This is a genomic window from Chitinophaga sp. 22620, assembly GCF_052044405.1.
Classification (GTDB): domain Bacteria; phylum Bacteroidota; class Bacteroidia; order Chitinophagales; family Chitinophagaceae; genus Chitinophaga.
This window is the reverse complement of the sequence record NZ_JBQEMV010000002.1, coordinates 1,291,303-1,314,899: the sequence shown is the minus strand read 5'-3', so window position 1 is coordinate 1,314,899 and position 23,597 is coordinate 1,291,303. Positions and strand designations below refer to the sequence as shown.

At 54.4% G+C, this 23,597-nt stretch carries 20 protein-coding genes; 3 read left to right on the top strand and 17 right to left on the bottom strand.

The window, feature by feature from the left end; translation table 11 throughout:
• Positions 1-179: 179 nt before the first annotated feature.
• Both ACTJIK_RS15050 and ACTJIK_RS15045 read right to left on the bottom strand, forming a co-directional pair.
• On the bottom strand, positions 180-1,409 hold the full coding sequence (locus ACTJIK_RS15050) for a FecR family protein (protein WP_440647473.1): 1,230 nt from the start codon (positions 1,407-1,409) through the stop codon (positions 180-182).
• 49 nt (positions 1,410-1,458) lie between these two features.
• Positions 1,459-2,046, bottom strand: a complete 588-nt coding sequence (locus ACTJIK_RS15045; RefSeq protein WP_440647471.1) for an RNA polymerase sigma factor — start codon at positions 2,044-2,046, stop codon at positions 1,459-1,461.
• A 161-nt stretch (positions 2,047-2,207) separates the two neighbouring features.
• On the opposite strand from ACTJIK_RS15045, the gene ACTJIK_RS15040 reads away from it, so the two are divergent.
• The gene (locus ACTJIK_RS15040) at positions 2,208-2,591 is read left to right on the top strand and encodes an SPW repeat domain-containing protein (RefSeq protein WP_440647469.1); all 384 of its coding nucleotides are present in this window, start codon (positions 2,208-2,210) and stop codon (positions 2,589-2,591) included.
• A gap of 12 nt (positions 2,592-2,603) precedes the next feature.
• Here the strand turns inward: ACTJIK_RS15040 and xth are convergent, their stop codons facing one another.
• From xth to ACTJIK_RS14995, 9 genes are all read right to left on the bottom strand, one after another.
• Positions 2,604-3,377 carry an exodeoxyribonuclease III gene (gene xth / locus ACTJIK_RS15035; RefSeq protein ID WP_440647467.1) on the bottom strand — a complete coding sequence of 258 codons (774 nt, stop codon included), beginning with the start codon at positions 3,375-3,377 and terminating at the stop codon, positions 2,604-2,606.
• Between the two features lie 48 nt (positions 3,378-3,425).
• The gene (locus ACTJIK_RS15030) at positions 3,426-5,138 is read right to left on the bottom strand and encodes a tetratricopeptide repeat protein (RefSeq protein WP_440647465.1); all 1,713 of its coding nucleotides are present in this window, start codon (positions 5,136-5,138) and stop codon (positions 3,426-3,428) included.
• A 186-nt stretch (positions 5,139-5,324) separates the two neighbouring features.
• Complete coding sequence (locus ACTJIK_RS15025; protein WP_440647463.1) at positions 5,325-6,260, bottom strand: cytochrome-c peroxidase; 936 nt, start codon at positions 6,258-6,260, stop codon at positions 5,325-5,327.
• A gap of 127 nt (positions 6,261-6,387) precedes the next feature.
• Positions 6,388-6,744, bottom strand: coding sequence for a hypothetical protein (locus ACTJIK_RS15020; protein ID WP_440647461.1), 357 nt, complete (start codon positions 6,742-6,744; stop codon positions 6,388-6,390).
• Between the two features lie 30 nt (positions 6,745-6,774).
• A complete protein-coding gene (locus ACTJIK_RS15015) occupies positions 6,775-7,533 on the bottom strand; it encodes a DUF5602 domain-containing protein (protein WP_440647459.1) in 759 nt (252 codons plus the stop codon).
• A gap of 98 nt (positions 7,534-7,631) precedes the next feature.
• Positions 7,632-8,123: a hypothetical protein gene (locus ACTJIK_RS15010; protein ID WP_440647457.1), complete on the bottom strand. Its 492-nt coding sequence runs from the start codon at positions 8,121-8,123 to the stop codon at positions 7,632-7,634.
• Positions 8,123-8,638 carry a hypothetical protein gene (locus ACTJIK_RS15005; protein WP_440647455.1) on the bottom strand — a complete coding sequence of 172 codons (516 nt, stop codon included), beginning with the start codon at positions 8,636-8,638 and terminating at the stop codon, positions 8,123-8,125. Before ACTJIK_RS15005 ends, ACTJIK_RS15010 begins: the two co-directional genes overlap by 1 nt.
• Positions 8,635-9,117 carry an anthrone oxygenase family protein gene (locus tag ACTJIK_RS15000; RefSeq protein ID WP_440647453.1) on the bottom strand — a complete coding sequence of 161 codons (483 nt, stop codon included), beginning with the start codon at positions 9,115-9,117 and terminating at the stop codon, positions 8,635-8,637. Before ACTJIK_RS15000 ends, ACTJIK_RS15005 begins: the two co-directional genes overlap by 4 nt.
• A gap of 18 nt (positions 9,118-9,135) precedes the next feature.
• Entirely contained in the window at positions 9,136-9,675 is a 540-nt protein-coding gene (locus ACTJIK_RS14995; RefSeq protein ID WP_440647451.1) for a cupin domain-containing protein, read from the bottom strand.
• A 249-nt stretch (positions 9,676-9,924) separates the two neighbouring features.
• Here ACTJIK_RS14995 and ACTJIK_RS14990 point away from each other — a divergent pair, with 249 nt between their 5' ends.
• Positions 9,925-10,749, top strand: a complete 825-nt coding sequence (locus ACTJIK_RS14990; RefSeq protein ID WP_440647449.1) for a LuxR C-terminal-related transcriptional regulator — start codon at positions 9,925-9,927, stop codon at positions 10,747-10,749.
• On the opposite strand, the gene ACTJIK_RS14985 is transcribed toward ACTJIK_RS14990, so the two are convergent.
• From ACTJIK_RS14985 to ACTJIK_RS14970, 4 genes are all read right to left on the bottom strand, one after another.
• Positions 10,718-12,937 (bottom strand): prolyl oligopeptidase family serine peptidase, encoded by a 2,220-nt coding sequence (locus ACTJIK_RS14985; RefSeq protein ID WP_440647447.1) that lies wholly within the window; start codon positions 12,935-12,937, stop codon positions 10,718-10,720. The genes ACTJIK_RS14990 and ACTJIK_RS14985 overlap by 32 nt on opposite strands.
• 8 nt (positions 12,938-12,945) lie before the next feature.
• A complete protein-coding gene (locus ACTJIK_RS14980) occupies positions 12,946-13,263 on the bottom strand; it encodes a cupin domain-containing protein (protein WP_440647445.1) in 318 nt (105 codons plus the stop codon).
• Positions 13,264-13,347: 84 nt separating this feature from the next.
• Positions 13,348-13,995 carry a response regulator gene (locus tag ACTJIK_RS14975; RefSeq protein WP_440647443.1) on the bottom strand — a complete coding sequence of 216 codons (648 nt, stop codon included), beginning with the start codon at positions 13,993-13,995 and terminating at the stop codon, positions 13,348-13,350.
• Positions 13,996-14,061: 66 nt separating this feature from the next.
• A complete protein-coding gene (locus tag ACTJIK_RS14970; RefSeq protein ID WP_440647441.1) occupies positions 14,062-17,142 on the bottom strand; it encodes a two-component regulator propeller domain-containing protein in 3,081 nt (1,026 codons plus the stop codon).
• Between the two features lie 150 nt (positions 17,143-17,292).
• On the opposite strand from ACTJIK_RS14970, the gene ACTJIK_RS14965 reads away from it, so the two are divergent.
• Positions 17,293-18,288 carry a hypothetical protein gene (locus ACTJIK_RS14965; RefSeq protein WP_440647439.1) on the top strand — a complete coding sequence of 332 codons (996 nt, stop codon included), beginning with the start codon at positions 17,293-17,295 and terminating at the stop codon, positions 18,286-18,288.
• A 16-nt stretch (positions 18,289-18,304) separates the two neighbouring features.
• On the opposite strand, the gene ACTJIK_RS14960 is transcribed toward ACTJIK_RS14965, so the two are convergent.
• Positions 18,305-20,572 (bottom strand): glycosyl hydrolase family 95 catalytic domain-containing protein, encoded by a 2,268-nt coding sequence (locus tag ACTJIK_RS14960; RefSeq protein WP_440647437.1) that lies wholly within the window; start codon positions 20,570-20,572, stop codon positions 18,305-18,307.
• A gap of 21 nt (positions 20,573-20,593) precedes the next feature.
• A complete protein-coding gene (locus ACTJIK_RS14955; RefSeq protein WP_440647435.1) occupies positions 20,594-23,590 on the bottom strand; it encodes a LamG-like jellyroll fold domain-containing protein in 2,997 nt (998 codons plus the stop codon).
• Positions 23,591-23,597 lie beyond the last annotated feature (7 nt).

Sequence of the window (23,597 nt, the reverse complement as noted above, 5' to 3'; positions counted from 1 at the left end):
ATTGTAATAGTCTCTTTTAGTTTTTTACGAAGTGATTGGTATAGCGGTAAATAATAGCCAGCCCGGTGCATAACCTGTTACAGATGCTGTTCTCAGTCCTATGTATGTTTAAATCCTGTCGTATGCCTTATATGTCCCGCTGTTCTTAATAGAACAAGCGGATGGTGATTTTGTGATCGTTATGGTACTACTATCAGCCTGCGGCCTTCTTCCAGCCTGAAATGCACGTTTGATTTTTCCAGGATCTGCAAAACATCCTGCAATGTGTTCTGCTTATTGATCTCGCCGCCGAAACGCGCGGCGGGTATGCCTTTCGTGTATACCACTTCAATATCGTACCAGCGTTCCAGCTGCCGCATCACTTCTTCCAGGCTGGCATCGTCGAAGTTGAACAGGCCGTTCTTCCAGGCCATTACTTTATCCAGGTCCGCGCTGCGTACCAGTTCCAGCTGCTCGTTGGAAGGCTTTACCACAGCCTGCTGACCGGGCTTCAGCAACTGCGTGCGGCTGAATGCGTTCATTTTCACCGCGCCGTCCAGCAGCGTGGTTTTGATCGCGGATTCGTTGTGATAAGCATTTATGTTGAAGCTCGTGCCCAGTACTTCCACCTCCGCGGCATTACGCAGGCTTATCTTAAAAGGCTGCTCTGCATTCTTCGTCACTTCAAAATAAGCCTCCCCTTCCAGCTCCACCCTTCGTTCGCCGCCGGTGAAAGCGGTGGGGTATTTCACGGAGCTCGCCGCATTGAGCCATATTTTGCTGCCGTCAGGCAGCTGCAGCCTGAACTGCCGGCCTTTGGGCGTACTCACCGTATTCCACGCCGCTTCGCCCGCGTTCCCGGAAGGGTCGTAGGCCAGCTGCCCGTTCTGCAAGAGTACCTGTGCGCCGCCCTGGCTGGCCACTACGCCGTTCGCCAGGCTGTCCAGCACTACCTGGGAACCATCCGCCAGCGTGAGTACGGCGCCTTCGCGCCCCGGGGCGATCGCCTCCAGGGGTTTGCTGCCGCCGGCCAGCGGATGGTTACTGGTTTTTAATGTAATGAAGTACGCGCCGGCGCCCAGCAAAATGAGGACTGCCGCCGCATAGCGGAAAAACCTGCTGCGTAAAAAATGAACCCGGTGCACCGGCCTGGCGGCGGCGCCTGCCAGTTCGCTCACACGGCTCATGCCGCGGAGCTTGTTCTGCCCGCTGTTCTTTTCGATGCCATGCCATTTGCGGAGCATTTCCTTCACCACCTCCGGCTCGCCCAGCCGCGCCGCAAGCGCCTGGTTGGCCTCAGACCGGCCTTTCCACGCTTCCAGCAGCTGCATCTCCTCGCCGGACAAAGGTTCCCCTTCCAGCAGCTTTTGCAGCAGGGGCACTACCGGATCAGGTTCAGTATTAAAAGCGGGGAATTCCTCCTTGGCCATAGGTCATTTTCAGTAAAACAACTGAAAGGAAGAAAGCGTGACAGATTTTTTAAAAAAATAACATGGAAAACAGGATTTCACTGAGCCCTTTGCGCAGGAGCGCGGTTTTCAGTTCTTTAATAGCCCTGCCTTTCCGCTGCCGGAGGTTTTCCATGCTGATGCCCAGGCGGGCAGCGGCTTCGGCTGAAGAAAGGTCTTCCAGGTAGAGCAGTTCAACCACCTGCCGGTAGCCTTCCGGGAGGCGGGCAACTTCTTCGTACACCAGGCGCATCAGGTCGGTTTCGGCCATCAGTGCTTCAAGACGGCCGTCTATCATGGCTTCCGGTCCGGAAAGCTCCTGCTCGCTGCGCCCGCGTACCCGCAGGTGCTTGAGATGGTTCAGGCTGGCGTTGCGCACAAGGGTGAAAAGGTAGCTCCTCAACTTGCCCGCAGATTCAAAACGGGCGGGCGCCTGCCAGAGCTTTACGAGGGAATCGACTGCAATATCTTCCGCCTGCTGCTGATCATCTATGATGCTGAGGGAAAAATAGATCAGGGAATTATAATAAGTGTCGTGCAGGTAAGGGTAAACAGCGGGATCGCGCTCCGCAATGCGCGTAAGCAGTTCATTCTCGTCGTATGGTGATCCGGCTGGCAAAATCGGTTTAGTATGGCCTCCTTGGCTATGCAATACAGCGGTAAAAGTAAAAAAAGAACGAGAAACGGGCAGCATTTCCATAAAACGGGGCTGGTACAGGATATACGGTTGTTTGCTGGCACACCTTATGTACGTATATTAATTCATCAAAACCTACGGTCATGAAAATCATAGGAACAAAAGCCCATGGTTACCTTGATTACATCATGGGTCTGCTATTGATCGTTTCACCATGGTTGTTCGGTTTTTACAGGGGCGGCGCAGAAACCTGGGTACCGGTTGTACTGGGGTCCGCCACGATCATCTATAGTTTACTGACGGATTATGAACTGGGCCTCGCCCGCGTTATTCCCATGAAAATGCATCTGATACTGGATGGGCTGAGCGGCATGCTGCTGGCGGCATCGCCCTGGTTGTTCAGCTTCTCGGAATTTGTGTGGCAGCCCCACTTTATCCTGGGTATTGCCGAGCTCGGCGCGGTAATGCTGACAAGAAGCGCGCCCGGCTCCGGAAGGGTTCCGATCCACAAACAACCGGTACATTAAGGGCCATTGAGGTTATTCAGACAAGCTGATCCATACCGGGGCATGATCGCTGGATTTTTCCCATCCGCGTACATGTTTATCTACACCGGCATTCCGGAGGCGGCCTTCCGCCTCCGGGTTTAAAAGAAAATGATCCAGGCGCAGGCCCGCATCGCGGCCCCAGGCATTGCGGAGGTAATCCCAGAAAGTGTAGATGCGCTCATTGGGGTACAGGTGGCGCAGCGCGTCCGTCCAGCCCAGCTTTACGAGCCGCTGCCAGGCTGCCCGTACTTCTTTGCGGAACAGGGCGTCGTTGATATATTTTTCAGGCTTGTAAACGTCCAGCTCAGTTGGCATTACGTTATAATCCCCGCAGAGCACAACAGGCACTTCCTGCCGGAGCAGCGTTTTTGAATGCGAATGCAGGCGTTTGAACCAATCCAGCTTGTAATCGAATTTGACGCCGGGATACGGGTTACCGTTCGGCAGGTAGAGGCAGGCGATCAGCATTCCGTTTACGACCGCCTCGATATAACGGCTGTGGGTATCTTCCGCGCCGCCGGGCAATGTTCTCCTCACTTCCTGTATCTTTCCTTTGGCGGACAGGATGGCCACGCCGTTCCAGCTTTTTTGCCCGTGCCAGATGGCGCTGTACCCAGCTTCCTGTATGCTTTTTTCCGGGAATTTTTCCTGCGGCGCTTTCAGCTCCTGCAGGCATACCACATCGGGCTTCGCTTCTTTGAGCCAGCGCAGCAGCACCGGCAGGCGGCCATTGATGCCGTTGACATTGTATGTTGCGATCTTCAATTTTCCTGTTTAAGCGGGAAGCAGCAATAATCGTTCCTTCTCCGCATGTCAGCGGCCTGCCTGCGCCAATGGTTTTGATTTGCCGAGAAACTGCCGTGCAGCTGTTAATTCAGGCCGGCCGGAGTGCGGCGAGTTGGAATTTTTGATCAGCTGGGCATAATAAACACCCGCTTTCACCGGGTCGCCGGACCTTTCCGCAGCCAGGCCCGCGCTGTACAAAGCGTTGAAGCGGTTGGGATGGTCCCTGAGATTGATCTCGTAAGCTTCCAGAGCCTTTGCCGGTTCGTTCATGGTCAGCAGCATGTCGCCCAGCAGTTCCCTGGCGGGCACCACTTCTGAAGGCGTAACCGGGGGCTTGGGCGTGGTCTCTTCCATGAGCGCGGCGGTGTTCATCTGTTTCAGCGCCTCTTCCTGCTTGCCTTCTTTGAGCAATATCCAGGCTTCGGCAGCTTTCAGCTGTATCTGCACCTGGTTGGCCTTGTATGCTTCCTGTTTTTTGATGAGCGTATCGTGCAGCTGGCTGAGGGTCTTGTATTCTTCCCTTGCAGGATCCAGCCGGTTGAGCTGAACGTTGCCCAGCAGCCGGGTAAAATGTATGATAGCTTTTTCCCAGGGATATTTATCCCAGTCAAAGCCGGTGGCATGCGGCTGAAGGGCCGCCGCTTCTTCCCACATCCTGTTCTCCAGCACGTAGCGGGCCGGGATGGCGGCAAAGGAATAGATCACCTTGGGGGTTTCGGGGTATACCTCGTGGATGGTCTTCAGATACTCGCATTGCTCCTTCGCGTTTTTGTTGTCCGCCTTTTGCAGGTAGGAATACACGAGGTAATCCAGGGCATGCAGCTCCTCATCCCAATGGCCTTTAATGCCCAGGGCCTCTGCATAACATTTTGCGGAGGAGGCAGCCACTTTATTGGAATAGATGCTTTCATCCCAGAGGCCGAGCCTCACGAAAATGTGCGAAGGCATATGTTGTGCGTGCGAGGAAGAAGGAGCCACGGAAGCATACTTTCTCGCCGCAGGAAGCGCCATGGCGGCCAATGCGGGGTAGTCGTAGCTGTGGATGATATAGTGTATGACACCGGGATGCGATTTGTCCCTGCCTGCGGCAGACAGGATCTCCCCGGCTTTCTTTTGCCTGGTGAAAGTCTTGTCTTTGGGGTCCGCCGCGCCATTGAGCGCCAGGGCATAAAACGAGGCGGCATCCATATCATCCGGGTAAGTGAGATGCACTTTTTCCATGGCCTTCTCGAAATTCACACAACGGCTCTTGTGGTTCGTTTTTTCCGGGTCTTTATAGAATTCAGCGATCGCATCGATGTAAGCGGATTCTCTGGCCGATTTACTGGAAATGGATTGCGCAATAGCCACCGCCTTACTTCCTTTTTCAAATTCTTCCCTGGCGGGCGGCGACCACAAAGGGTGGAAATTGCTCATAGCCACGCCCCAGTAAGCCATGGCACAGCCCGGCTCCTGGCCGATGATACCGGCAAAGACCTTTTCCGCTTCATCATATTCGAACGAATGCAGCAGGGCCAGCCCGAGGTTAAATTCATCTTTCACCTTCCCGGAACATGAGGTCTCGAACGACACCGCGCCCAGCTGCTGGTCTGCAGGGCCGCACAGGATCGTTTTGCCTTTTTTGAGATTCATGGCGTCGATGGCTTCGCTGTCCGGCACTTTGTTTCTGCCGGCGCAACCGGTGAGGATCAGCAGGCTGATGCAGCAGATCAGCCGCTCTGCGGTCAGGAGCTTTTTCATGAGCAGGATTTGAGTGGTTCAGGATGAAAAACGGTTACTGTCAATTTAGCGGTCATACACCAGCCGGCAAGCCCGGAGTTTATAACTGGCGGGATTTCCCGGGTATCCGGCGCCTCTTCCGGTAAAGGTAAATAAAAAAGCCCCGGCGCCATTGCAGCTGCCCGGGGCGTCTTCTGTACCTGACCTTTACTGTTTCCGGGCGGCAACCCTTCCCTGCTGTTCAAACCTTTTGTCTGTCAGCGAAAGGAGGAATGCTTCCAGGTCTTTCTTTTCATCATCTGTGAGTCCTAATGGCTGCAGCAATATGCTGTCGCGGCCGATCGCGTTTTTGACGAATTTGCCCGGTTCGTTGTAAAACTCGACCACCTCGCGCAGGTCCCTGAGCATGCCGTTGTGCATGTAAGGCGCGGTCAACGCTATATTGCGCAGGCCGGGGGTTTTGAACTTCCCGGTTTCTTCTTTATTTCCTGAAATTAAGGCGCGGCCGCTGTCGTTAAATTCTTTGCCGTTGAACAGGCCGATGTTGCGGAATTCGTTGGCGGTGAAGTCCGCCCCGAAATGGCATTTCACGCATTTCCCCTTTTCATTGAACAGTGTAAAGCCACGCTTTACGGCATCGCTTACCGCGCGGGGATCGTCCGAGAACTTCCAGTTATCGAACGGGCTGTCGCTGGTTTCCAGCGTGCGCTCGAAAGCCGCGAGGGCGGCGGCGAGGTTCGTGCTGTCCGGCCCGCTGTTGAAGATGTTCCGGAAATACTGGTTGTATTTGCTGTCCGCTTTCAGCCGCCGCACGGCTTCTTCAATGGGCAGGTCCATTTCATCCGGGTTTCTGATAGGCGCCAGCGCCTGCTCTTCCAGGCTTTTGGCGCGCCCGTCCCAGAAAAAGGTGCGTTGCAGGCTGAGGTTCATGGCGGAAGGCGTATTCCTTACACCGGTTCTTCCTTCCACGCCGGTGCTTACGGCGGTTGTATCCGCAAAAGCAAAGGCGGGCTTGTGGCAGCTGGCGCAGCTGATGGTCCTGGTACGGGAGAGGATGGGATCGGAAAAAAGCATTTCTCCCAAAGCGGCCTTGTCAGCAGGCCCCTCACGCGAAGAGGAAGCCTGCGTAACAAAGACCAACACACAACTGATGATTGCCAGAAGGGCATATATTTTCATTCGTTAATAATTGATTTTCTAAAGGTCGAATGGAACCTCGCATGTGCATTCTTATATGTGAGAAAACTTTTCATGCCCGGTTTCATAAGCATTATTTTACCCTGCCCATCACCAGCCTGCTCATGCCGTTCCTCCTCCCCTCGCAGCTGTCGCTGATGGGCTGTAAACGAAGGGAATCCTTGCCGCTGAAAAAGATGATGCGGTACTTTCCTTCCATACCGTTACAACCGTTGTCCCTAAAGGTGAACACATCATTCTCCAGGGTGTATCTGCCGGTGGCGAACGGTTTTTTGTTGATGGCCCCTTCGAATGTGTTATCGGCTTTGAACAATACGCTGGTCACATTTCCTTTTTCGGAGGGCGGTGTTTCCCATCTGCCTGTTAATGCATCTTCCCCGGAAACCCAGGCGTAGAGCAAGGCTGCTGCTGATATCAGTAATATTTTCATGATTGAATGATGTTTTGTTGTTTAAAAAATTTACCGGTGCTCGAAGCCGGACAGCAGTATCCTGTATTCCTGCTTTTGCTGGTTGAAGCGGATCTCGTACCTGGTAGGGTAATGGCCTTGCTGCTGAAAGCTTTTGGGCTGGGGTATCGCCATCACCGTATCGGGCTTCGTAGCCAGGTACTCGCGGGTGATCATGGGTTCCCAGAACACGACCTTCCGGTTATAGGTGCCCATAAGAAATGCTGTGGTGAACTTACCGCCCGGCTTGAATTCAGGGCCGGTGGCATCTACCCAGTGCCGGCCCATTTTCGGCACGCCGGTCACATCAGGATTGATGTACTGCTCCGGCAAAAAGACCGGATCCGGGAGAAGGCCCATCTCAGGCTTGTCCGGCGAAATGGTTTCCTGTTCCGCTTTTGATATCATGTAAAAATGAATATCGAAATGCGGGTGATGATATACGGGATCGGGGTGGCCGTGAGACATCCAGCCGAGCGCGATATGATCAAAGGGCGTAAGGCCCGCAGCCTCCTTCGGCAGGTCCAGCTCAAATTCCTGCTCGTTGGCGGAAAGGCCCTGCAATGCCGCGGCGCTCATAATAATGCCCAGCTCCATCCGGCTATGCTCATCCGTATGGGAAATAAAGCTCCTGGCTTTACCGTTCCCGACATTCACCGTGTTGCCGTAGAATATTCCCTGCTCCGGCTTTTCATCGTTATCATCGTCTTTGTGGCAGGCTGTGATCAGGCCTAATGTAGCAAGCCCTGCCATTAATGGGGTCATCCTCATTTTCTTACATTTAACAGTTATAAAATAAATTTTGGGGTATCGTGCATGATTTCCTTTCGTACAAAATTAAGACGGCGCAAAGCCGTGAAAAATAGTATTTAAATACTACCGCTGCGGGCGGCGGCAAAACCTTCGAACTTTCGCAGCAGCTGCCAAAACAGTATGCAGACGATCACGAATTGACCGGTATCCGCCGTGAACCGCCACCAGTTGGTGCGCAGCAGCTCGTTCAGCAGCTCCATGTTTTTGCCGTTATGCAGCTGGAACTGGATGGGTATCTGGATGGTGAAACTGAATATCCAGTCGAATGCATACACCGCCAGCGCAATGCCCGGCAGCTTCCTGCCCAGGTAAGGAGGCGGGAACAGTACAACCAGGATGTTCAGCACCGTCATCACCGCGGCGGGGATGACGAAAATGTTGATAATGAATACCGACTGGTATTGGTGTAAGCGGGCAAAATCCTCTTCAGCCACCAGTTTCCAGGAGTGGTATATCGCGAAATAATCCATCATGCGTGTACCGTAGCAGTAAAACACCATGAGGATGAACAGGAACAGGATGCCTGTTCTTACGGTTTGTTGTTTCATTATTTTTTTATTTCAGGACTAAGAATACTATCGTTGCGGTCGGCGGGAAACCCTTCCAGCCTGCGCAGCAGCTGCCAAAACAGTATGCAGACGATCACGAACTGGATGGTATCAGCCGTGAACCGCCACCAGTTGGTGCGCAGCAGCTCGTCCAGCAGCGCCATGCTTTTGGCTTTTTCCAGCTCCAGCTGGATGGGTATCTGCATGGTGAAACTGAAGATCCAGTCGAATGCATAGGCCGCCAGCGCAAGCCCCGGCAGCTTCCTGTCCAGGTAAGGGGGCGGGAACAGTACAACCAGGATGTTCAGCAGCGTCATCACCGCGGAAGGGATCACGAAAATGCTGATCACAAACTGCCCCTGGTATTGGTGAAAGCGGGCGAAATCCTCTTCAGCTATCAGCTTCCAGGGTTTGTATATCGTGAAATAATCCATCATGCCCGCGCCGTAGCAGTAAAACACCATGAGGATGAACAGGAAGAGGATGGCTGTTCTTGGGGTTTGTTGTTTCATCATTTTTTATTTCTGGTCCAGACGGCGAGGATCACCAGGGCAAAGGCGCCCAGCATGAGAAAGAGCCGCACGTTAAATGCTTTCACCACTTTCAGCCTGATCTGCTCCACGTTGTCCGGCAGGCTGTTCAGATCCCATCCTTGTATCAGCCGGTTCAGCGGGTGGTTAACGGATAATGTAAAGGCGACGTCGCCCACCAGCACTAAAAATGCGGAGAGCATCAGCCAGAAGGGCAAGGTGCGCCATTCTTTAAGCAGCAGCATCGCGCTGAGCAATACCGACAGCAAAAGCACCGGGCCGAATACGGGCATTCTCGCCCCCATGAAGCTGTCTATCTGCTGCCAGTATTCCGCAAAGGCGCGCGGGCTCAGTCTTTCCAGCGCCGGGTTGCCGCCCATGAGCGTAAAGAAGCCTATGCCGCCGTAGAGGCCGCTTAAAAAAGTAGTTAAGCCAAGGCTCAACTCGATCCATTTGTTGTTCATTCCTTTTTGCGTGTTTTTTTATTTACAATATTTATCGATCAGCGTTTGCGCGATCCCTTTCTTCTTCGCCCTGCCGGCCAGGAAGGGAAGCAGGGGCTTTAAGACCGTCATCAGGCCGGCAGGGTACGAATTGCTCATCTCCAGGATCAAAGCCGCCACCAGTATACTCCTGGGCATTCCCTTCCGGTTCGTGAGCCCATCCGTAGCCAGGCCATACGCGATCCGCAGGGTGTTTTCCATCCCTTCGTGCCCTGGTTTGAACTTCACATGGAAGCGGATCTCTTTTTTACAGGGATTAAAAAAATTATGTACCGTGCCGGCCGGCACCAGGTAATCTTCCCCCGGCCGCAGGAATATTTTCCTGCCGCGCAGCTGCAGGCCCAGGGTGCCATCCACCGCGGTGAATTTTTCCGCGAAAGCGGTATGGTAATGCGGCGGGTTGCTGCCGCCAGGCAGCAGGGTAAGTTCCATCAGCGAATACCGGTGATCCGATTCGGAAGCTGTTTCGAGAAATGTGACGGTATCCCTGTAAAGAGGGTTCACAATTGTTCGTTGCATATATTTTATCTTGTTTTTTTGCGAAAGAAGTACCCTTCCAGGAATGAAAGGGCCTGTCATCTACTTGGTCTAAAAGCCTGTTTAGTATGGAGTTCTTATATTCTTCGGGCACAAAATTACCTGCCGTGCGGGCCGCGGACAATGGTACATTTATACTACCGGGGCATCCCCGGATTCGGGGATTGCGGGGAAAACAGCATGTAAATATATTTGCGGCAACCGTCATTGGCCTGAATAAACGAATACCCCATGCAATCCTCCTTACTCACACTGGCGCGAAAAACGAACAGCATTATCGCGCATACGGCTCCCGGGCATGTGCACCCGGACGACGTGCATGAAGAGATCATGCATACGTTTATGAATCTTCAGAAGATATTCCCGCGCTGGGTGATCTGCACCTGCCGGCTGATGCATAAAGGTTTCTTTTATGTTAGCGATAACGCCAGGGAGCTGCTGGGCTTCGATCCCGGCCATCTCACCAGCATGCTGGACGGCGAGGAATATTTTAAACGCATTCACCCGGCTGACATCGAAGGTTATTCCAAAAGCCTGCAGCTGATCGCCGGGCTATTCCAGGAAGAAGAACCTGAAGAACGCCATAAGCTGCGTTTCATTTTCAATTACCGCATACAGCACCCCAGCGGCCGGTACATGCACCTGCACGACGAAAAAGCCATGATCCCCCTGCGTAATGGCCTGAACCTGCACTTCATGCTGTGGCGCGACATCAGCGACGAAACGCCGTTCTCCGGCGTAAAAATGGCCGTTTACAAAGACGGGCACGGCAATAAAAAAATACTTGAATACGATGCGTCCGCGCAGGCCGTCAGCCAGCTCTCTCCCAGGGAAACCGAGCTGCTGCCGCTGATGAAACAGGGCCTCTCCACCAAAGAGATCGCCCATTCGCTCAGCATCAGCCACCATACCGTGCGGAATATGCGGCAGAAGCTGTTCCAGAAGTTCCAGGTCAACAATGCCATTGAACTGCTGAATAAAATAACCGCGCCGGAAAACATTCCGTCTCCCGGCGCGCGCTATATTAACGAGTGGAAGCTGCCTTCCGCGGTGTAATGGTTCCCTCCTTTTCTTTCTTCAGCCTAAAGTCCGGGTGGCCGCATTGCCAGAGCGCAAACGAAATGATGTCCGCATACCTTGCGGCGGCCACCTGCTTGTCCCGCGAAATATGGCCGGTTTCGTAATTCACGGAAAGCAATACCGGCTTGCCTGAAACAGAAGCCCGTTGCAGGGCCGCGGCAAACTTGCCGGTAAGCCAGGCGCTCACACGCGGGTCGTTCATACCCACGGTAGAGAGCACAGCCGGGTAGGCCACGCCGGTTTTCACGTGATGGTAACTGTCCATCTCCAGCAAGCCCATACATTCAATGCTGTCTTTTACCGTACCGAATTCCGTGGCGTTGTTCGGCCCGTTGGGCGCCTGTTCCAGCCTGATCATGTTGTTCAGCCCCACTTCGTTGATGGCGGCGGCAAACAGTTCCGGCCGTTCGGTTACGGCGCGGCCTACGGTAATGCCGCCCGCGCTGCCGCCATGGGCCACTATCCGTTTGGCAGAGGTGTACTGTTTATCGACGAGGTATTCCGCGCAGGCGATCAGGTCCTTCCAGGTGTTGGGCTTGGTGGATTTAAAGCCGCCCATGCGCCAGGAAGTGCCTTTTTCCCCTCCGCCGCGCACGTGCGCAATGGCTACCACAGCCCCTTTGTTCATCATGGCGAAGAAGGCGGGATGGAAGAATGGGGAGATCGTCATGCCGTAACTCCCGTAACCGCTCACAAAACAAGGGGCGCTGCCGTTCTTCACCAGGCTTTTATGGTAAAACACCGAAAGCGGGATCATCTCACCATCGTGGCCGGGCACTTCAAGCTCTTCCACTACCATATTCGCGCTGCCGGGCACCGGGAGGTTCGTTTCAAAAGTGCTTTTCTGCACCTGTGCATTGCCATCCACATCAAATTTGACCGGGGGCGTGTTCCAGGAAGTGATCTCCACTACGAAGCCGTTGCCCATCGGGTCCGTCACCGCGGTGTTGAGCGTACCTTTTAAAGGAAGAGGTATACCTGAGATCTTACCGGTTGCGAAGTGGTACCGTTTCAGGAAATTATTCACGCCGTCGGAATAGGTGAGGTAGAGGAAATCCTTCGCCAGCGAGACCTTTGCCAGCAATTGACCCTCTTCGGGAATCGCCACGGCGGCATTCTTCATATCAGGGTTTGTTGCGTTCGTGCGCAGCACCCTGAAATTTCCCGCTTCGCGGTTAGACAGCAGGAACAGGTCATCCCCTTTCAGGTAGATACCTTTCACTTTATCTTCCGCAGAAGTAACCGGCTTCCAGGCAATATGCGGCTCCAGCAAAGCGGAAGCCGGGGCGATAAAAGATTTGAGCTCATCCAGCACCGTGGCCGCATAGGCTATGAGGTAGCGGTTATCGTCGGAAATAGCGACGGAAAGCACGTCCCGCGGCTGCAGATCCCACTCGGGGTATGCGGCGCGGGAAAATATTTCCTTGTCCTCCGCTTCAGCTGTGCCCACTCGGTGATACATCACTTTCGTATCCAGCAGCATATTGGTATCGTTCACATTGTCGCTGTTGTTGCGGGTGTAAAGGAAGCCGCGGCTATCGGCCGTCCAGGAGGATATGCCGAACCAGGAAGGGTATATCACTTCGGGAAATAGCGTGATGCGGTCCACGTCAACGATCCGGATGGCGGCCAGCTCCTTCCCGTTCTCGCTTAAACCGAAAGCCAGCTTTTTGCCGTCGTTGGAAGGCAGGAAAAAGGCAACCTCGGTGCTTTTACCGGTGGAAAAATTTGCAGGGTCTACCAGTACTTTCTCCGGGCCGTTCAGCCCTTCGCGGTAGCAGATCGTGGCCACTGGCTGCCCTGGTTTTTCTTTCCTGTAAAAGAAACGGTTGTTCCGTTCGTATATCTCCAGGTCCGCGCCCAGCCGGGAGGGCCGGGCCATGTTGTAGAGCTGAAGGATCTCTTCGCGGAGCGCGGCGCGGCCTTCTATCCTGTCCAGCCACTGGTTGGTAAGCGCGCCCTGGGCTTTGAACCATTGCTGCGTTTCCGGATCGTCCATATTTTCCATCCAGCGGTATGGATCGGTGATCTTTAGGCCGTAGTAATTATCCGTTACGGGTTGCTGTTTGGTGTGGGGGTACTGGTATTGCGCGTTCGCCGCGGAAGGGCCGGCTGTAAAATAAAGAATAAGCAGGCCAAGTTTTAAAGGGGTTAATCGTTTCATGGCTGTGTTTAGATTTGACGTTGCGGGTGAAGGATGGTAACCACTTTGCAGTCGGTAACCGCTTTGGCGCGGTGCTGAACATTGGAAGGCACGAAGCTCATCATGCCGGGCGTGAGTATGCCCGTAGTTTCGCCGATCTGCATTTCAAGCGTTCCTTCCAGCACAATGTCCATCGCTTCCTGGACATGCTGGTGCAAGGGCACTTCCGCGCCTGCTTTCATGATGGTGTATCCCACGGTGTGGTAATCTGTCTGGAAAAAAGCGACATCCGCTCCATCCATTGCGTTGGCTGTTTTGAGGTTATCCAGCGTAATAAAATTGTTCATGATCTTTTGTTAGTTAAAGCGGCAAAACTAACGGGGGCGCGGCGTGCGGGCAATAGTATTTTAGTACTAGCGTTGCGGGAATGCTTAAATGATCTTTTGATTGATGGCCTTTGCCACGGCTTCGGTAAGGGATGCCACGTGCAGCTTTTCATAGATCTTTTTTACGTGGCTGCGTACGGTTTCGTAGCTGATAGTGAGCCGGTCCGCGATCATTTTATAGCTCAGCCCTTCCACGATGCAGGCCAGCACTTCTTTTTCGCGGGGCGAAAGGTGGTAGTCAGGCGCGGGCGCGGATTGCACGTGCTGTGGGATCTGCTGCAGCTTTGCCAGCACTTTCCTGGCTATGGAGGGCGACATAGGGGAACCGCCGTATTGTAATTCCCTGACCGCGTCGATCAGCCGGGTGTTGAGCTGGTTCTTCAGGATATAACCGGAAGCGCCGGCGCAGATGGAGTCGAACACGCGGTCGTCGTCTTCAAACACGGTTTGCATCAGCACCTGCACCTGGGGAAACTCTGCTTTGATCAGCTTCAGCGCCTCGATGCCCGTCATGCCCGGCATTTCGATGTCCATCAGGATGATATCGGGCCGGCAGCCGCGCACATCCGCCACGCAATCCAGCACATGGGAAAAAGAGCCCGCCACTTCCATTTCCGGCACGGTATTCAGCAGCATGGTAATGCTTTCCCGGATGCTTTTGTTGTCGTCGAATATTGCGATGCGTATGCTCATATAATGGCTGTTGACTGAAGTTCCTGTTATTTGCGGACATGCGCAATCCCCGAAAGTGGGGACCGCTCACGAAACCGGGAACGTAAGGCGGATGAGCGTTCCCTGCCCGGGCCGGCTTTGAATGAGGAGCGTTCCTTTCATTTCAGCCGCCCTCATTTCCATGTTACGCAGGCCGTTGCCGGATAAGGATTGCGAAGCGCCGGCGGTTGCCCGGTCAAAACCTTTCCCATCGTCCTGCACAGCCAGTTCCAGCTGGCGGTGGCGCAGGCTGATCTTCACCTGCAAATTTACACAATCCGCATACTTCAGGGCGTTGTTCACCGCTTCTTTGAAAATAAGGTAAAAGTTCTTGCGGCGGGTCATTTCCAGGTTCAGCTCCATCACTTCAGGAGCGGCCTCGAAATGGAACCGGATGTTCCTTGCGGCCAGCAGCGGTCGGGCGAAAGATTCCATGCGTTGCAGGATGGTGGCCATGCTGTCGTTGCCGGGGTTAATGGCCCAAACGATATCGTTCATTTCGGAGATCATTTCCCCGGCGGTATCGCTGATGCGGGCGATGGCGCCGCTCAGCTCTTCCCGGTTCTGCCGCTGGTTATGTATCTGGGCCACCTCGCTGTATACAGCGATGCTGCTGAGAGTGGAGCCAACATTATCATGCAGGTCCTGCGCAATTTTATTGCGGATGGCCTGGCGTTTCAGCAGCTCATTCACGCGGTAGCGGTAAATACCATACGCCGCGCCGGTAAGCGCCAGGGCAACAAGCGCGTAAAACCACCACTGCTGCCAGAAGGGCGGGATGATGATGATGCGCACCCAGGCAATTTTCCCTTCCTTCGCGCCGGGCCCGCCGGTGGCTTTCACCTGGAAGATGTACTCCCCGCCTTCCAGGTTGGAGAACTGCGCGAAATGCTGGCTGCCATTGTCCACCCAGTGCCTGTCCAGCCCTTCCAGCCGGTAAGCGTACCGGGTATCGGCGGAAGAAAAGTCAGGCGCCGCGAACTCTATGCGGAAATAATTCTGGTCATGTTTGAGCGTGATCTTATCCTGCATGAGCAGGTGGCTGAAGGAATTGTTGAATACCTTGAAGTCTGTAAGGAACACATCGGGCGCTTTGCTTTCGCTGCGGATGGCGGCGGGGTCGAAAGCGATAAAGTAACCCGCGCCGGCGACGTACATTTTGCCGTCTGCGTCCTGGTATATGCTGCCGCTGACGCCGCCTGTCTTTTTAATATCCGGCAGGCGGAAAGAAACGTACGACCCGTCTGAAGGATCGTAGCGGTAAAGGTTGCCGCTGCTGATCATCCATACTTTGCCGGAACTGTCTATACACAAGCCTTCCAGCAGGTTCCGGCTGCCGGGGACGTGGGAGAAATTTCCATTGCGCACATCGAAATAATGCAGTCCGCCGCCGTAGGTGCTCACCCAGAGGTTGCCTTTCGCATCTTCCGCGATATCGTACACATGATCGCTGTGGATACTCGCGGAGTCCGCGGGATCGCTGCTGAAATAGCTGACGCGGGGCGAGGGCTGCTTTGCCCAGCTCCCCAGGCCGGATTTTGCCGTGGCCAGCCAGATGGCGCCGTTGCGGGCTTTGAATATTTTCCTGATAAGATTGTCTTTGAGGTTGAAGCGCTGCAATATTTTCCTGCCGGTGTCCACGCGGGACATCCATCGTTGTTCCGCCAGGTCGTAATACGCCAGGAAGTGCCCGTAAGGCAGCACCAGCAGCACCGGCCGGCCTTCTATCGTATCTCGGGCTATGCTCACCACGCGCGATTCGATGATCCTGTTCATCACGGAATCCTTTTCCGTATTGGGCAGCAGCGAAAGCTGGCGGCTGGCGGCGTTGTAGCGGAACAGTGAATAATCGGTGCCAAGGTAAAACGTGCCGTCTGCATCCCGGAAGAATTTCGTGACACTCAGCAGGTAGCCCTGGTATTGCAGGGGAATGTGCCGGAAGGAACCCGCATTCCAGCCGTAGATGCCGTTACTGGTGCCGATCAGGAGTTCGTTGCCGCTTTCGCGGCAGAAGTCATATATCTTCAGGTCTTCGCCTGCCCTGCCCGGCAGGAACACCTGCTCAAACTGTTTTTGCGCGGGGCGGTGGATGCTTACACCTTTGTCCGTCGCCACCCAGATAATGCCTTGTTTATCCGCATATATGCTGTTGATCTTGTCGTCCGCCACGGTTCCTTCCAGCGCAGCATCGGTGCGGTAATTGCGGAAATAGCGGTGCGTTGGATCGTATACCTGCAGGCCGTTGCGGCTGCCTCCCATCCATATCAGCCCTTTGCTGTCTTCCGCAAAGCTGATGATCTCGTCGTTTACGAAACCGTTCATAAAACTGTCTGCCGGGCCGCTTTGCCGGAAAACCTCTTCTTTGCCGGTACGGGGATTGTAGCGGTAGAGCACTTTGTCCCAGGAGCCGAACCACATGTTGTTCCGGCTGTCCGCGAACAAGGCGGTGACCGTTGCATGGGGCAGCTTTGCATACAGGTCGGCATACCGCGCATCCGACCCGTAGCGCAGGTTCCGGGAATTGATCTTCAGCAGACCACCACCCTGCCGGCCTACCCAGATCACGCCGCCGCTGTCCATACAAAGATCGAGGATGCCCTGCGTGCCTTTGGAGACGGGCTGTTCGAAGCGTTCCGTTTTTTTATTGAAACGCCATACTCCTTTGCCGCCGGTACCCAGCCAGAGGTAGCCCTGCCGGTCGTGCAGCAGCGTGTTCACCATATTCACCGGGATGGATGCGGGGTTGCTGCGCGAATGTTTGTATTGCCTGAACTGCCGCTCCGGCGGAAGGTGGTAATCATATCTTGTAAGCCCGCCGTCCGCCGTGGCGATCCACAGCACCTGCGTTTCATCTTCCAGGATATCGGTGATGATGTTGCCGGACAGCGAGGAAGGGTTGCCAGGCTCGTGGCGGTAGACCGTGAAGGTCTGCCCGTCGTAACGGTTCAGCCCGTCTTCCGTACCGATCCACATAAACCCGCGGTGGTCCTGTAAAAAACAGTTTACTTTATTGTGGGAAAGGCCATTTTGTGTGCTGATCCTTTCAAAATACAATCCAGGCTGCTGTGCGGGGAGAATGACAGCAAGGCACAAGAGGACCGGGGTAAGGAGGAGCGGTTTCAGCAACATGGTTCTTTCGGGGTGATGAACTGATGGATAAAATTAGTAAAATTTAATTTGGGAGGAAGAGTTGGTGTATATTTGAAGATTAGCCTTGACGGCGCCGGGTTGAAAATGCGGAGTTGAAAAAATATTATCTTTTAGCTTAAATACCTGCCCATGAAAAAGCTGCTGCCGGTCTTGTTCATCTTCAGCCTCTCCCCGCTTACCACCATGTCTCAAAGCACTGAAACAAAATGGCTGCAAGAATGGCTGGGCGCCTGGGAAATGGTACACCAGCTGCTGCAATTACCTGCCGGCCAGCCGCCTGAAATGGTCTTTTACGACGATACCTTCGTATACACCACTTCAGCCGTCACCGCGCCTGCCGCTTCGCGGATCGAAGGCCCGGGCATGTACGGAAAACCGCTGCCATGGCGAAAGGCCCGGCACAACGATACCCTGATGCTGCCGGATGGCCAGCGCGTGCCGGTTGGTTTGATGAGCTTTGCAGCTTCCACTCCCGCGGGAAACAGTTTTTTTGTAATGGCCGCTCCCTCCTTCTGGGAAGCCGCCGGGGTGGCCAGCAGTGAATTTTCGCTGAACAAAATGCTGACGGGCGTGTTCCTGCATGAATTCACCCATACAAGGCAACAAAAGGGCTTTGGCCGGCAGGTGGATTCCATTGAACGCGCGCACACCTTCACTGATATACCGCTTACGGACGACATCGTACAGGGTTATTTCAAAGCGGACAGCGAATACGTCCGTCAATTCCGGGAAGAGACAGATGCGTTTTACACCGCGGCATTTGCGGCGGACCGGCAACAGGCGGAAGGCTCGGTACGGAAAGGCCTTTCCCTGCTGAAAGCAAGGCAGGCAAAATATTTCACCGGCAACAAAACGGTCCTGGAAAAGCTCGACGGCATTTTCCTTTCCATGGAAGGCCTCGGGCAATACATGGCAGTATACTGGCTTGTGCAGCCGAACGGGGGAAATACAAGCCGTGAGGCAGCGATATCAGGCTTCCGCAGGAAACGCAACCAATGGTCGCAGGAAGAAGGGCTCGCCATGTTCCTGGCGCTTGCCAGGTTAAAAGAGCATGATTGGGTGAAAGACCAGTTCAGCGAACGGCCGCAAACGATCGTTGAGCTGCTGGAACAGGCCGTCAGGTAAGTAATGGTGGAATATTCTATTCATACCCGTTCTTAAAAAGAATCTCCTGCCCCTTTTTCAGGTTCACCGATACAAGCCCGTCCGCCGTGGTTTTTACAGCCGCCATCGGAACTTTTTCAGCGATCCAGGTTTTGAAGGGCAACCTGATCCGCAACAGGCCGCCCTGTTCCGCTGCCACCTTTACGGCGGCAGGTACCCCGTTCTCTTTCCACGCTGTCACCAGGAAGGCTCCTTCGGCCCTTAAGTTCCTGAATGATACATCCTTCCAGCTATCCGGTACAGCGGGGAACACCTGCAGGTAATCTTCCCGGCTTTGCAGCAGCAATTCATGCACGCCCTGCGCAAAAGCAAAATTACCTTCCAGCGTAAACGGGCGGTAGGTGAAGCTGGAATATTGGCCGCCCTTTTGATCGCCGTTCAGGTGGAAGCTGTTGGGTGAACAAAAATTAGATGCAAAGATCTGCAATTGCTTTACAGCACTATCCGCCTTATACGCTCTTGCATACAACGACGCCATCCAGCTGAAGGAATAGCCGCACCAGGCGCTTGTGCCTTTTTCTTCAATACGCTTCAGCGAATTCTCGATAATGATCTTATCTACCGGCTTATTGACGTCCAATAACGCCAACGGGTATATGGCCATGTACTGCGACATGTGGCGATGCGATGTATTCAGGTTTTGCCCCGGGGCTACCGTAAAACCGGTTTCGTTCACCTCGTACGGAGGCAATTGCGATAAAATATCTTTCCAGTGCCGGGTTTCAGCCGGTTTACCGGCAGCAGCCGCAACTTCGCCGGCCGCTGCAAATAAAAATTTCGCCAGCGAGAGGTCGAAATTGCTCCATTCAAAAAACCAGGCGTCTATGCTGTTGTCGTTATATTCAGGACTGGAACTTAAAGGCAGTTTCCGTACGCCATCCTTCAAACGCGTGATGTTTTCCAGGTAGGTGGCGGCCTCATGGATATAGGGATAAGCCTTTTTTTCAAGGAACTGCTTATCCATCGAGTACTTCCATTGCCAATAAAAATGCTGGGCACACCAGGCGCCTACCATGGGCGAAAGAGAGTATTGTATCCACCCACCCATCGGGTCTCCGCTCAGCGTGGCTACACCGGGCACGTTCAGGCCTTCCACGCCAAAATAATCCCTGGTATACTGCTTGCTTTTATCTTTTATTTTCCACAGCCAGTCGGTATACGTAGCCCCTTCGGCCAGGCGGTTGCCGGTATAGGCCGGCCAATAACTTAATTGCGTATTGAGGTCGTTGTGAAAATCGCCTTTCCAGGGCGGCAAACTTCCATTGTCCGCCGTCCAGACGGCCTGCAGCGTGATGGCTGGCGCGCCTTTCCGGGCAACGCTGCCCAGTTTATACATTTCAAGGTAATATTGTTTTTCTATCGCTTTATCGGGCAGCGTGAGGGAAGACTGCGCCCAGAATTTTTCCCACCAGCCGGTATGCGCATTCCATCCCGTCGGTTCTTTTCCCGGGGAAAGCGGCGGCAGATCCGCCGGTTGGTCTTTACTGACCGTCCAGCTGCCAATGATCTTGTTGCCCGGGTACTTTTGCCACCGCACCCCCACTTCGTAATAATGCCCTTCGTAAGTAGGTTGATGATAAAGAATAGCATTAGCGCTCCGCCTTACTGTTCCTTTCGCGTATCCCAGTTTTTCCAGGCCTTCGCCGGCATGGCTGTTTGCATTATCAGGTTTGGCCGCTCCCTTGTTATAGTTGTGCACTACCAGTTGCGGCAGCAATGAGTCCTGCCGTGCGGGCAGGTTCTCAAAAGCAAAATATCCCTGTTGCTGCGAGGCGTGGATATAACAGTTGAATACAGTCCCGTTGCTGAATTTAACGGTATTGAGCGCCGTTGCGATATCCAGTTCGTTTGAAACAATATTTCCCAACGAGCTGATATTGAACTCCAGTGCGGCGGCCGGCAGTTTGGTAGGATAAGGGATGGCGTCGTACGGCCGGTCGCCCAGCTGCTGAACCGGGCCGTAATCCTTTTTCAGCACCTGCTGCTCCACCCATTTAAAATTGAATTTCGAAATATCCATCGCTTTTCGTTCATCCCACAGGTCCGCCCTGTCCAGCGAAAGCCGGAGCTTACCATCTTTCTGCCAGATCAGCGCTCCCAGCATGCCATTGCCGAGCGGCATGGCCTCGTCCCACCGCGGGGCAAGGTGATCAAAGCGCAGGTTGTGCTCCTGCTTTGGCTGTGCGCTGATATTTTGTGCTGCCAGTATCAGCAGCGGCAGGCAAAAGACTTTGATTATTTTCATCGGATATATTTGTATGGATGACTATTCGCCCTGCTGCACCAGGTACCAGCCGAAACCGCCGGCAGGAATAGACAACTGCAAGTCTATGCCTGCGTCTTCGTTCAGCGTTTGACCAACTTGCTGTCCATCGGCGCCGGTTATTTTCGCAGCGCCCCTGATGCCGGTGTAATATAACGGTATCCGGACAGTTTTTGTAATGGCCTGGCCTGTGGGATTGAACGCGATCAGCATACCTTTATTGGCGATCGCCGGGTTGACGTGCAGCATAAGGTCGATATCCCTTCCATCCGGGCGGCCGAGATGGATGATATCCGAGGTCAGGATATCGCGGTATTGCTTGAACCAGTTCACCCATTTTTGTACCATCGCTTTCGTTTCCGGCGTGTCGTACAATCTTTTTCCCCTCACGGTAAACTGGCAGCCGCTCGCCAGGTGCTGGAACAGGCCGGTTTCGTACCGGCTTATATTTTGGGACAGCGGCTCCAGGCCCACACGCGGGTCATTGGTGTAGAACCCTACCAGCTGCAATCCCATCCAGCCCATGGTGGGCGTTTTATGCCAGGTACCATCATAAATATATTGCCTGCCCAGGAGTAATTGTTGCTGAGGTGTAAGATTGGCGCTGGCTTCGCGGTAGCCCATGCCTGTGGAGGATTGCCCGTTCAGGAAATACCAGTCCGGGATCGGGATGTACATATTGCGGCGTTGCAGCTCGTGCAGCACTTCCACCTGTGTTTTCCATTGTTCCCATTGCGAATCGTCCAGCCCGCGGTGATGGGCATGCGTTGCAGACGCGCACACGTCGCCGTGATAAGGACCATCCATGTTGAACGTCATGAGGCCGGTGCGGTCGAAGAATTGCCACATGGCGGGATAATAGGCGTCCTTCCATTTGCTGGCAATGCAAACGCTTTGCCCGAAAAGGCTGCCGGGCTTCCCTGTTTCCGGGTCTACACAATCAACCTCCTGCCCTCTTCCCCTTGAAGCTACCTGTAATTCATACCCGCCCATCACGATGCCTTTCTTTTTGGCAAAGTCCGCGATCTCTTTCCACAATGCCACATACCCGGTATCCAGCTTGTTGTGCGAAATGCCGGGCCAGGCCATGATATCGAGCCTTTCGAAACCAAGCTCGCCCATTTGCGTGATAAAATGTTTCAGCTCCGTGCGGTCGTGCGAGGTGATGCCGCCGGTGAGCAGCGACTCGGTCACCTGGGGAGCCAGCGTGCGGTAGAACCTTCTATGGGCAAGAGTTTGCCGCTCGCGGTCGTCGCTGTCGTGCAGCAGCTCGAAGGTAGTGAATGATGTGAAATCAGATTGCGGCGCAAGCAGCTCCGAAGGCCCCATGGGCAGCCGGCTCACCAGCAGGGAATGATGCGGGAAGTCCAGGAATTGATCTTCGGCCGGGTTGTGCGAGGCCCAGGTATGATAGTCTTTGTCCACCTCCCAGGAAGTGGTGGAGCCGCCCACCTGGTATGCCGGCGGCTCGCCTTTGTAATGCATCAATGCGCTGCCGCGGCGGTCCGCATTGGCCAATGCGAAGGAATAGTCGCTCTCTGTGTGCAGGCGTTTTTCCTGGTCCTGGCACACGGCCAGCACCTCGCATTCCGTTTCTGCCACTAATACGGGCTTGCCGGTTCCGTTGCGGATGGTGATCCATTTGGCGAGCACGGGAATGCCGTCGTAGATCTCGTAATGCACAGATACCTTCAAATTATTTTTCCATTCCTGTTTGCCGGGAGGCGCCTGGTAATGCATGATGACCTGCAAGCCTTTCGGCGGCCAGTCTGCATGCACGGCATTATACTTCCGCTGCCAGGGATACCGCGCCCGCGGCTGCGTCACTTCAATACCGGCGAACTGGAAGGCGGACGGATCGGTGACCATATCCTTCAGCCAGGATTCCAGCAGGTATGATTTTTCCGGCTGGCCGGAGAGCCCGCCGATATCGTACCAGGTGCTATCCAGCCTGATCCTTGCTTCGGGTTTTACCGCGCGGAGGTATTGCGCGCCGTTTGCAAGATTCCTGAAGCTGACGCCGGCGAGGTTGTCGCCAATATAAAACTCCCTGCTGATGAGGCCATTGCTGAGCCGCAATTTCCCGGTAAGCCCGCCAGGTGCTTGGCGGAACGACAATTCGGAGCGGCGGTCAATCTTATGGACAAGCCAATCTTCTTTTACAGCATCTTCACGCATGTCGTCCGTCTGCCGGACCTTACTATTTGCGGCGATGGCCGCGATGAGCGCCCTCTGCCTGCTTTCGGCGAGTTGTTTATTGCGGGTTACCGTTTGCTGGTTATAGTGCAGGTCTTTGGATGGATTGAACCGGCCGTTCGGCAACCGCGTCAGGCGGGCTTCGTATATCAGCCCGTTGAACGCAGGTGTGCGGCGTATGGCGCCGAGGAAAAGGGAGTCCGCTCCATATCCGCCGGCGGCGGCTTCTGCGGGGCTCTTCTTCCCGTTCAGGTATACGGCGGCTTTCCCACGGGCGTCTACCAGTGCAATATGCACCCATTCGCCGGGCGTAACTTTCCCGATAGCGGAATTCGCTGGCATTCCGTTGACGCGGAGCGTCCAGCTATCATTTTCCCGGCATATCTCATAACCTTTTCCCTGGCCGCCGTAATACAATACCGAGGTTTTCCCGGAGAGACGTTCATCCGCGCCCTGGCGTGCATTGGCTTGCAGCCAGACTTCCAGCACAAAGTCCTTCCCTCCGGCTCCAACCGCGCCCTGAGATACATACCCGGCATTATCCTTAAACAGCACCGCGCCTTCGCTGGCCAGTTTTTTCTCTGCCGGGGCATCCGCGAAAAACAAAGGCTGCCCGTTCCTTTTGAGGGGCAGGCGGCTGCCGGCCAGCGGCCAAAGCGTGTCGGGAGCCGTTGCATAGGTGACAGCCCCGGCCCGGCCCATGTTGTAATGAACAGCCGGCGGCTGTTGAGCGGAAACATTTGCGGCCCATACAATAGCCGCCATTATGAAAACCGTCGTCGCAAATCCTTTTCTGTAAGTCATCTTTGTA

Bases quoted from the DNA above. Each gene is read 5' to 3' on its own strand.
- ACTJIK_RS15040 (WP_440647469.1), top strand. From the start codon at position 2,208: ATGAAAATCATAGGAACAAAAGCCCATGGTTACCTTGATTACATCATG.
- ACTJIK_RS15010 (WP_440647457.1), bottom strand. From the start codon at position 8,123: ATGAAACAACAAACCGTAAGAACAGGCATCCTGTTCCTGTTCATCCTC.
- ACTJIK_RS15000 (WP_440647453.1), bottom strand. From the start codon at position 9,117: ATGAACAACAAATGGATCGAGTTGAGCCTTGGCTTAACTACTTTTTTA.
- ACTJIK_RS15030 (WP_440647465.1), bottom strand. From the start codon at position 5,138: ATGAAAAAGCTCCTGACCGCAGAGCGGCTGATCTGCTGCATCAGCCTG.
- ACTJIK_RS15020 (WP_440647461.1), bottom strand. From the start codon at position 6,744: ATGAAAATATTACTGATATCAGCAGCAGCCTTGCTCTACGCCTGGGTT.
- ACTJIK_RS14985 (WP_440647447.1), bottom strand. From the start codon at position 12,937: ATGAAACGATTAACCCCTTTAAAACTTGGCCTGCTTATTCTTTATTTT.
- ACTJIK_RS15015 (WP_440647459.1), bottom strand. From the start codon at position 7,533: ATGAGGATGACCCCATTAATGGCAGGGCTTGCTACATTAGGCCTGATC.
- ACTJIK_RS14975 (WP_440647443.1), bottom strand. From the start codon at position 13,995: ATGAGCATACGCATCGCAATATTCGACGACAACAAAAGCATCCGGGAA.
- ACTJIK_RS14990 (WP_440647449.1), top strand. From the start codon at position 9,925: ATGCAATCCTCCTTACTCACACTGGCGCGAAAAACGAACAGCATTATC.
- ACTJIK_RS14960 (WP_440647437.1), bottom strand. From the start codon at position 20,572: ATGAAAATAATCAAAGTCTTTTGCCTGCCGCTGCTGATACTGGCAGCA.
- ACTJIK_RS14995 (WP_440647451.1), bottom strand. From the start codon at position 9,675: ATGCAACGAACAATTGTGAACCCTCTTTACAGGGATACCGTCACATTT.
- ACTJIK_RS15050 (WP_440647473.1), bottom strand. From the start codon at position 1,409: ATGGCCAAGGAGGAATTCCCCGCTTTTAATACTGAACCTGATCCGGTA.
- ACTJIK_RS14970 (WP_440647441.1), bottom strand. From the start codon at position 17,142: ATGTTGCTGAAACCGCTCCTCCTTACCCCGGTCCTCTTGTGCCTTGCT.
- ACTJIK_RS14965 (WP_440647439.1), top strand. From the start codon at position 17,293: ATGAAAAAGCTGCTGCCGGTCTTGTTCATCTTCAGCCTCTCCCCGCTT.
- ACTJIK_RS14980 (WP_440647445.1), bottom strand. From the start codon at position 13,263: ATGAACAATTTTATTACGCTGGATAACCTCAAAACAGCCAACGCAATG.
- ACTJIK_RS14955 (WP_440647435.1), bottom strand. From the start codon at position 23,590: ATGACTTACAGAAAAGGATTTGCGACGACGGTTTTCATAATGGCGGCT.
- ACTJIK_RS15005 (WP_440647455.1), bottom strand. From the start codon at position 8,638: ATGATGAAACAACAAACCCCAAGAACAGCCATCCTCTTCCTGTTCATC.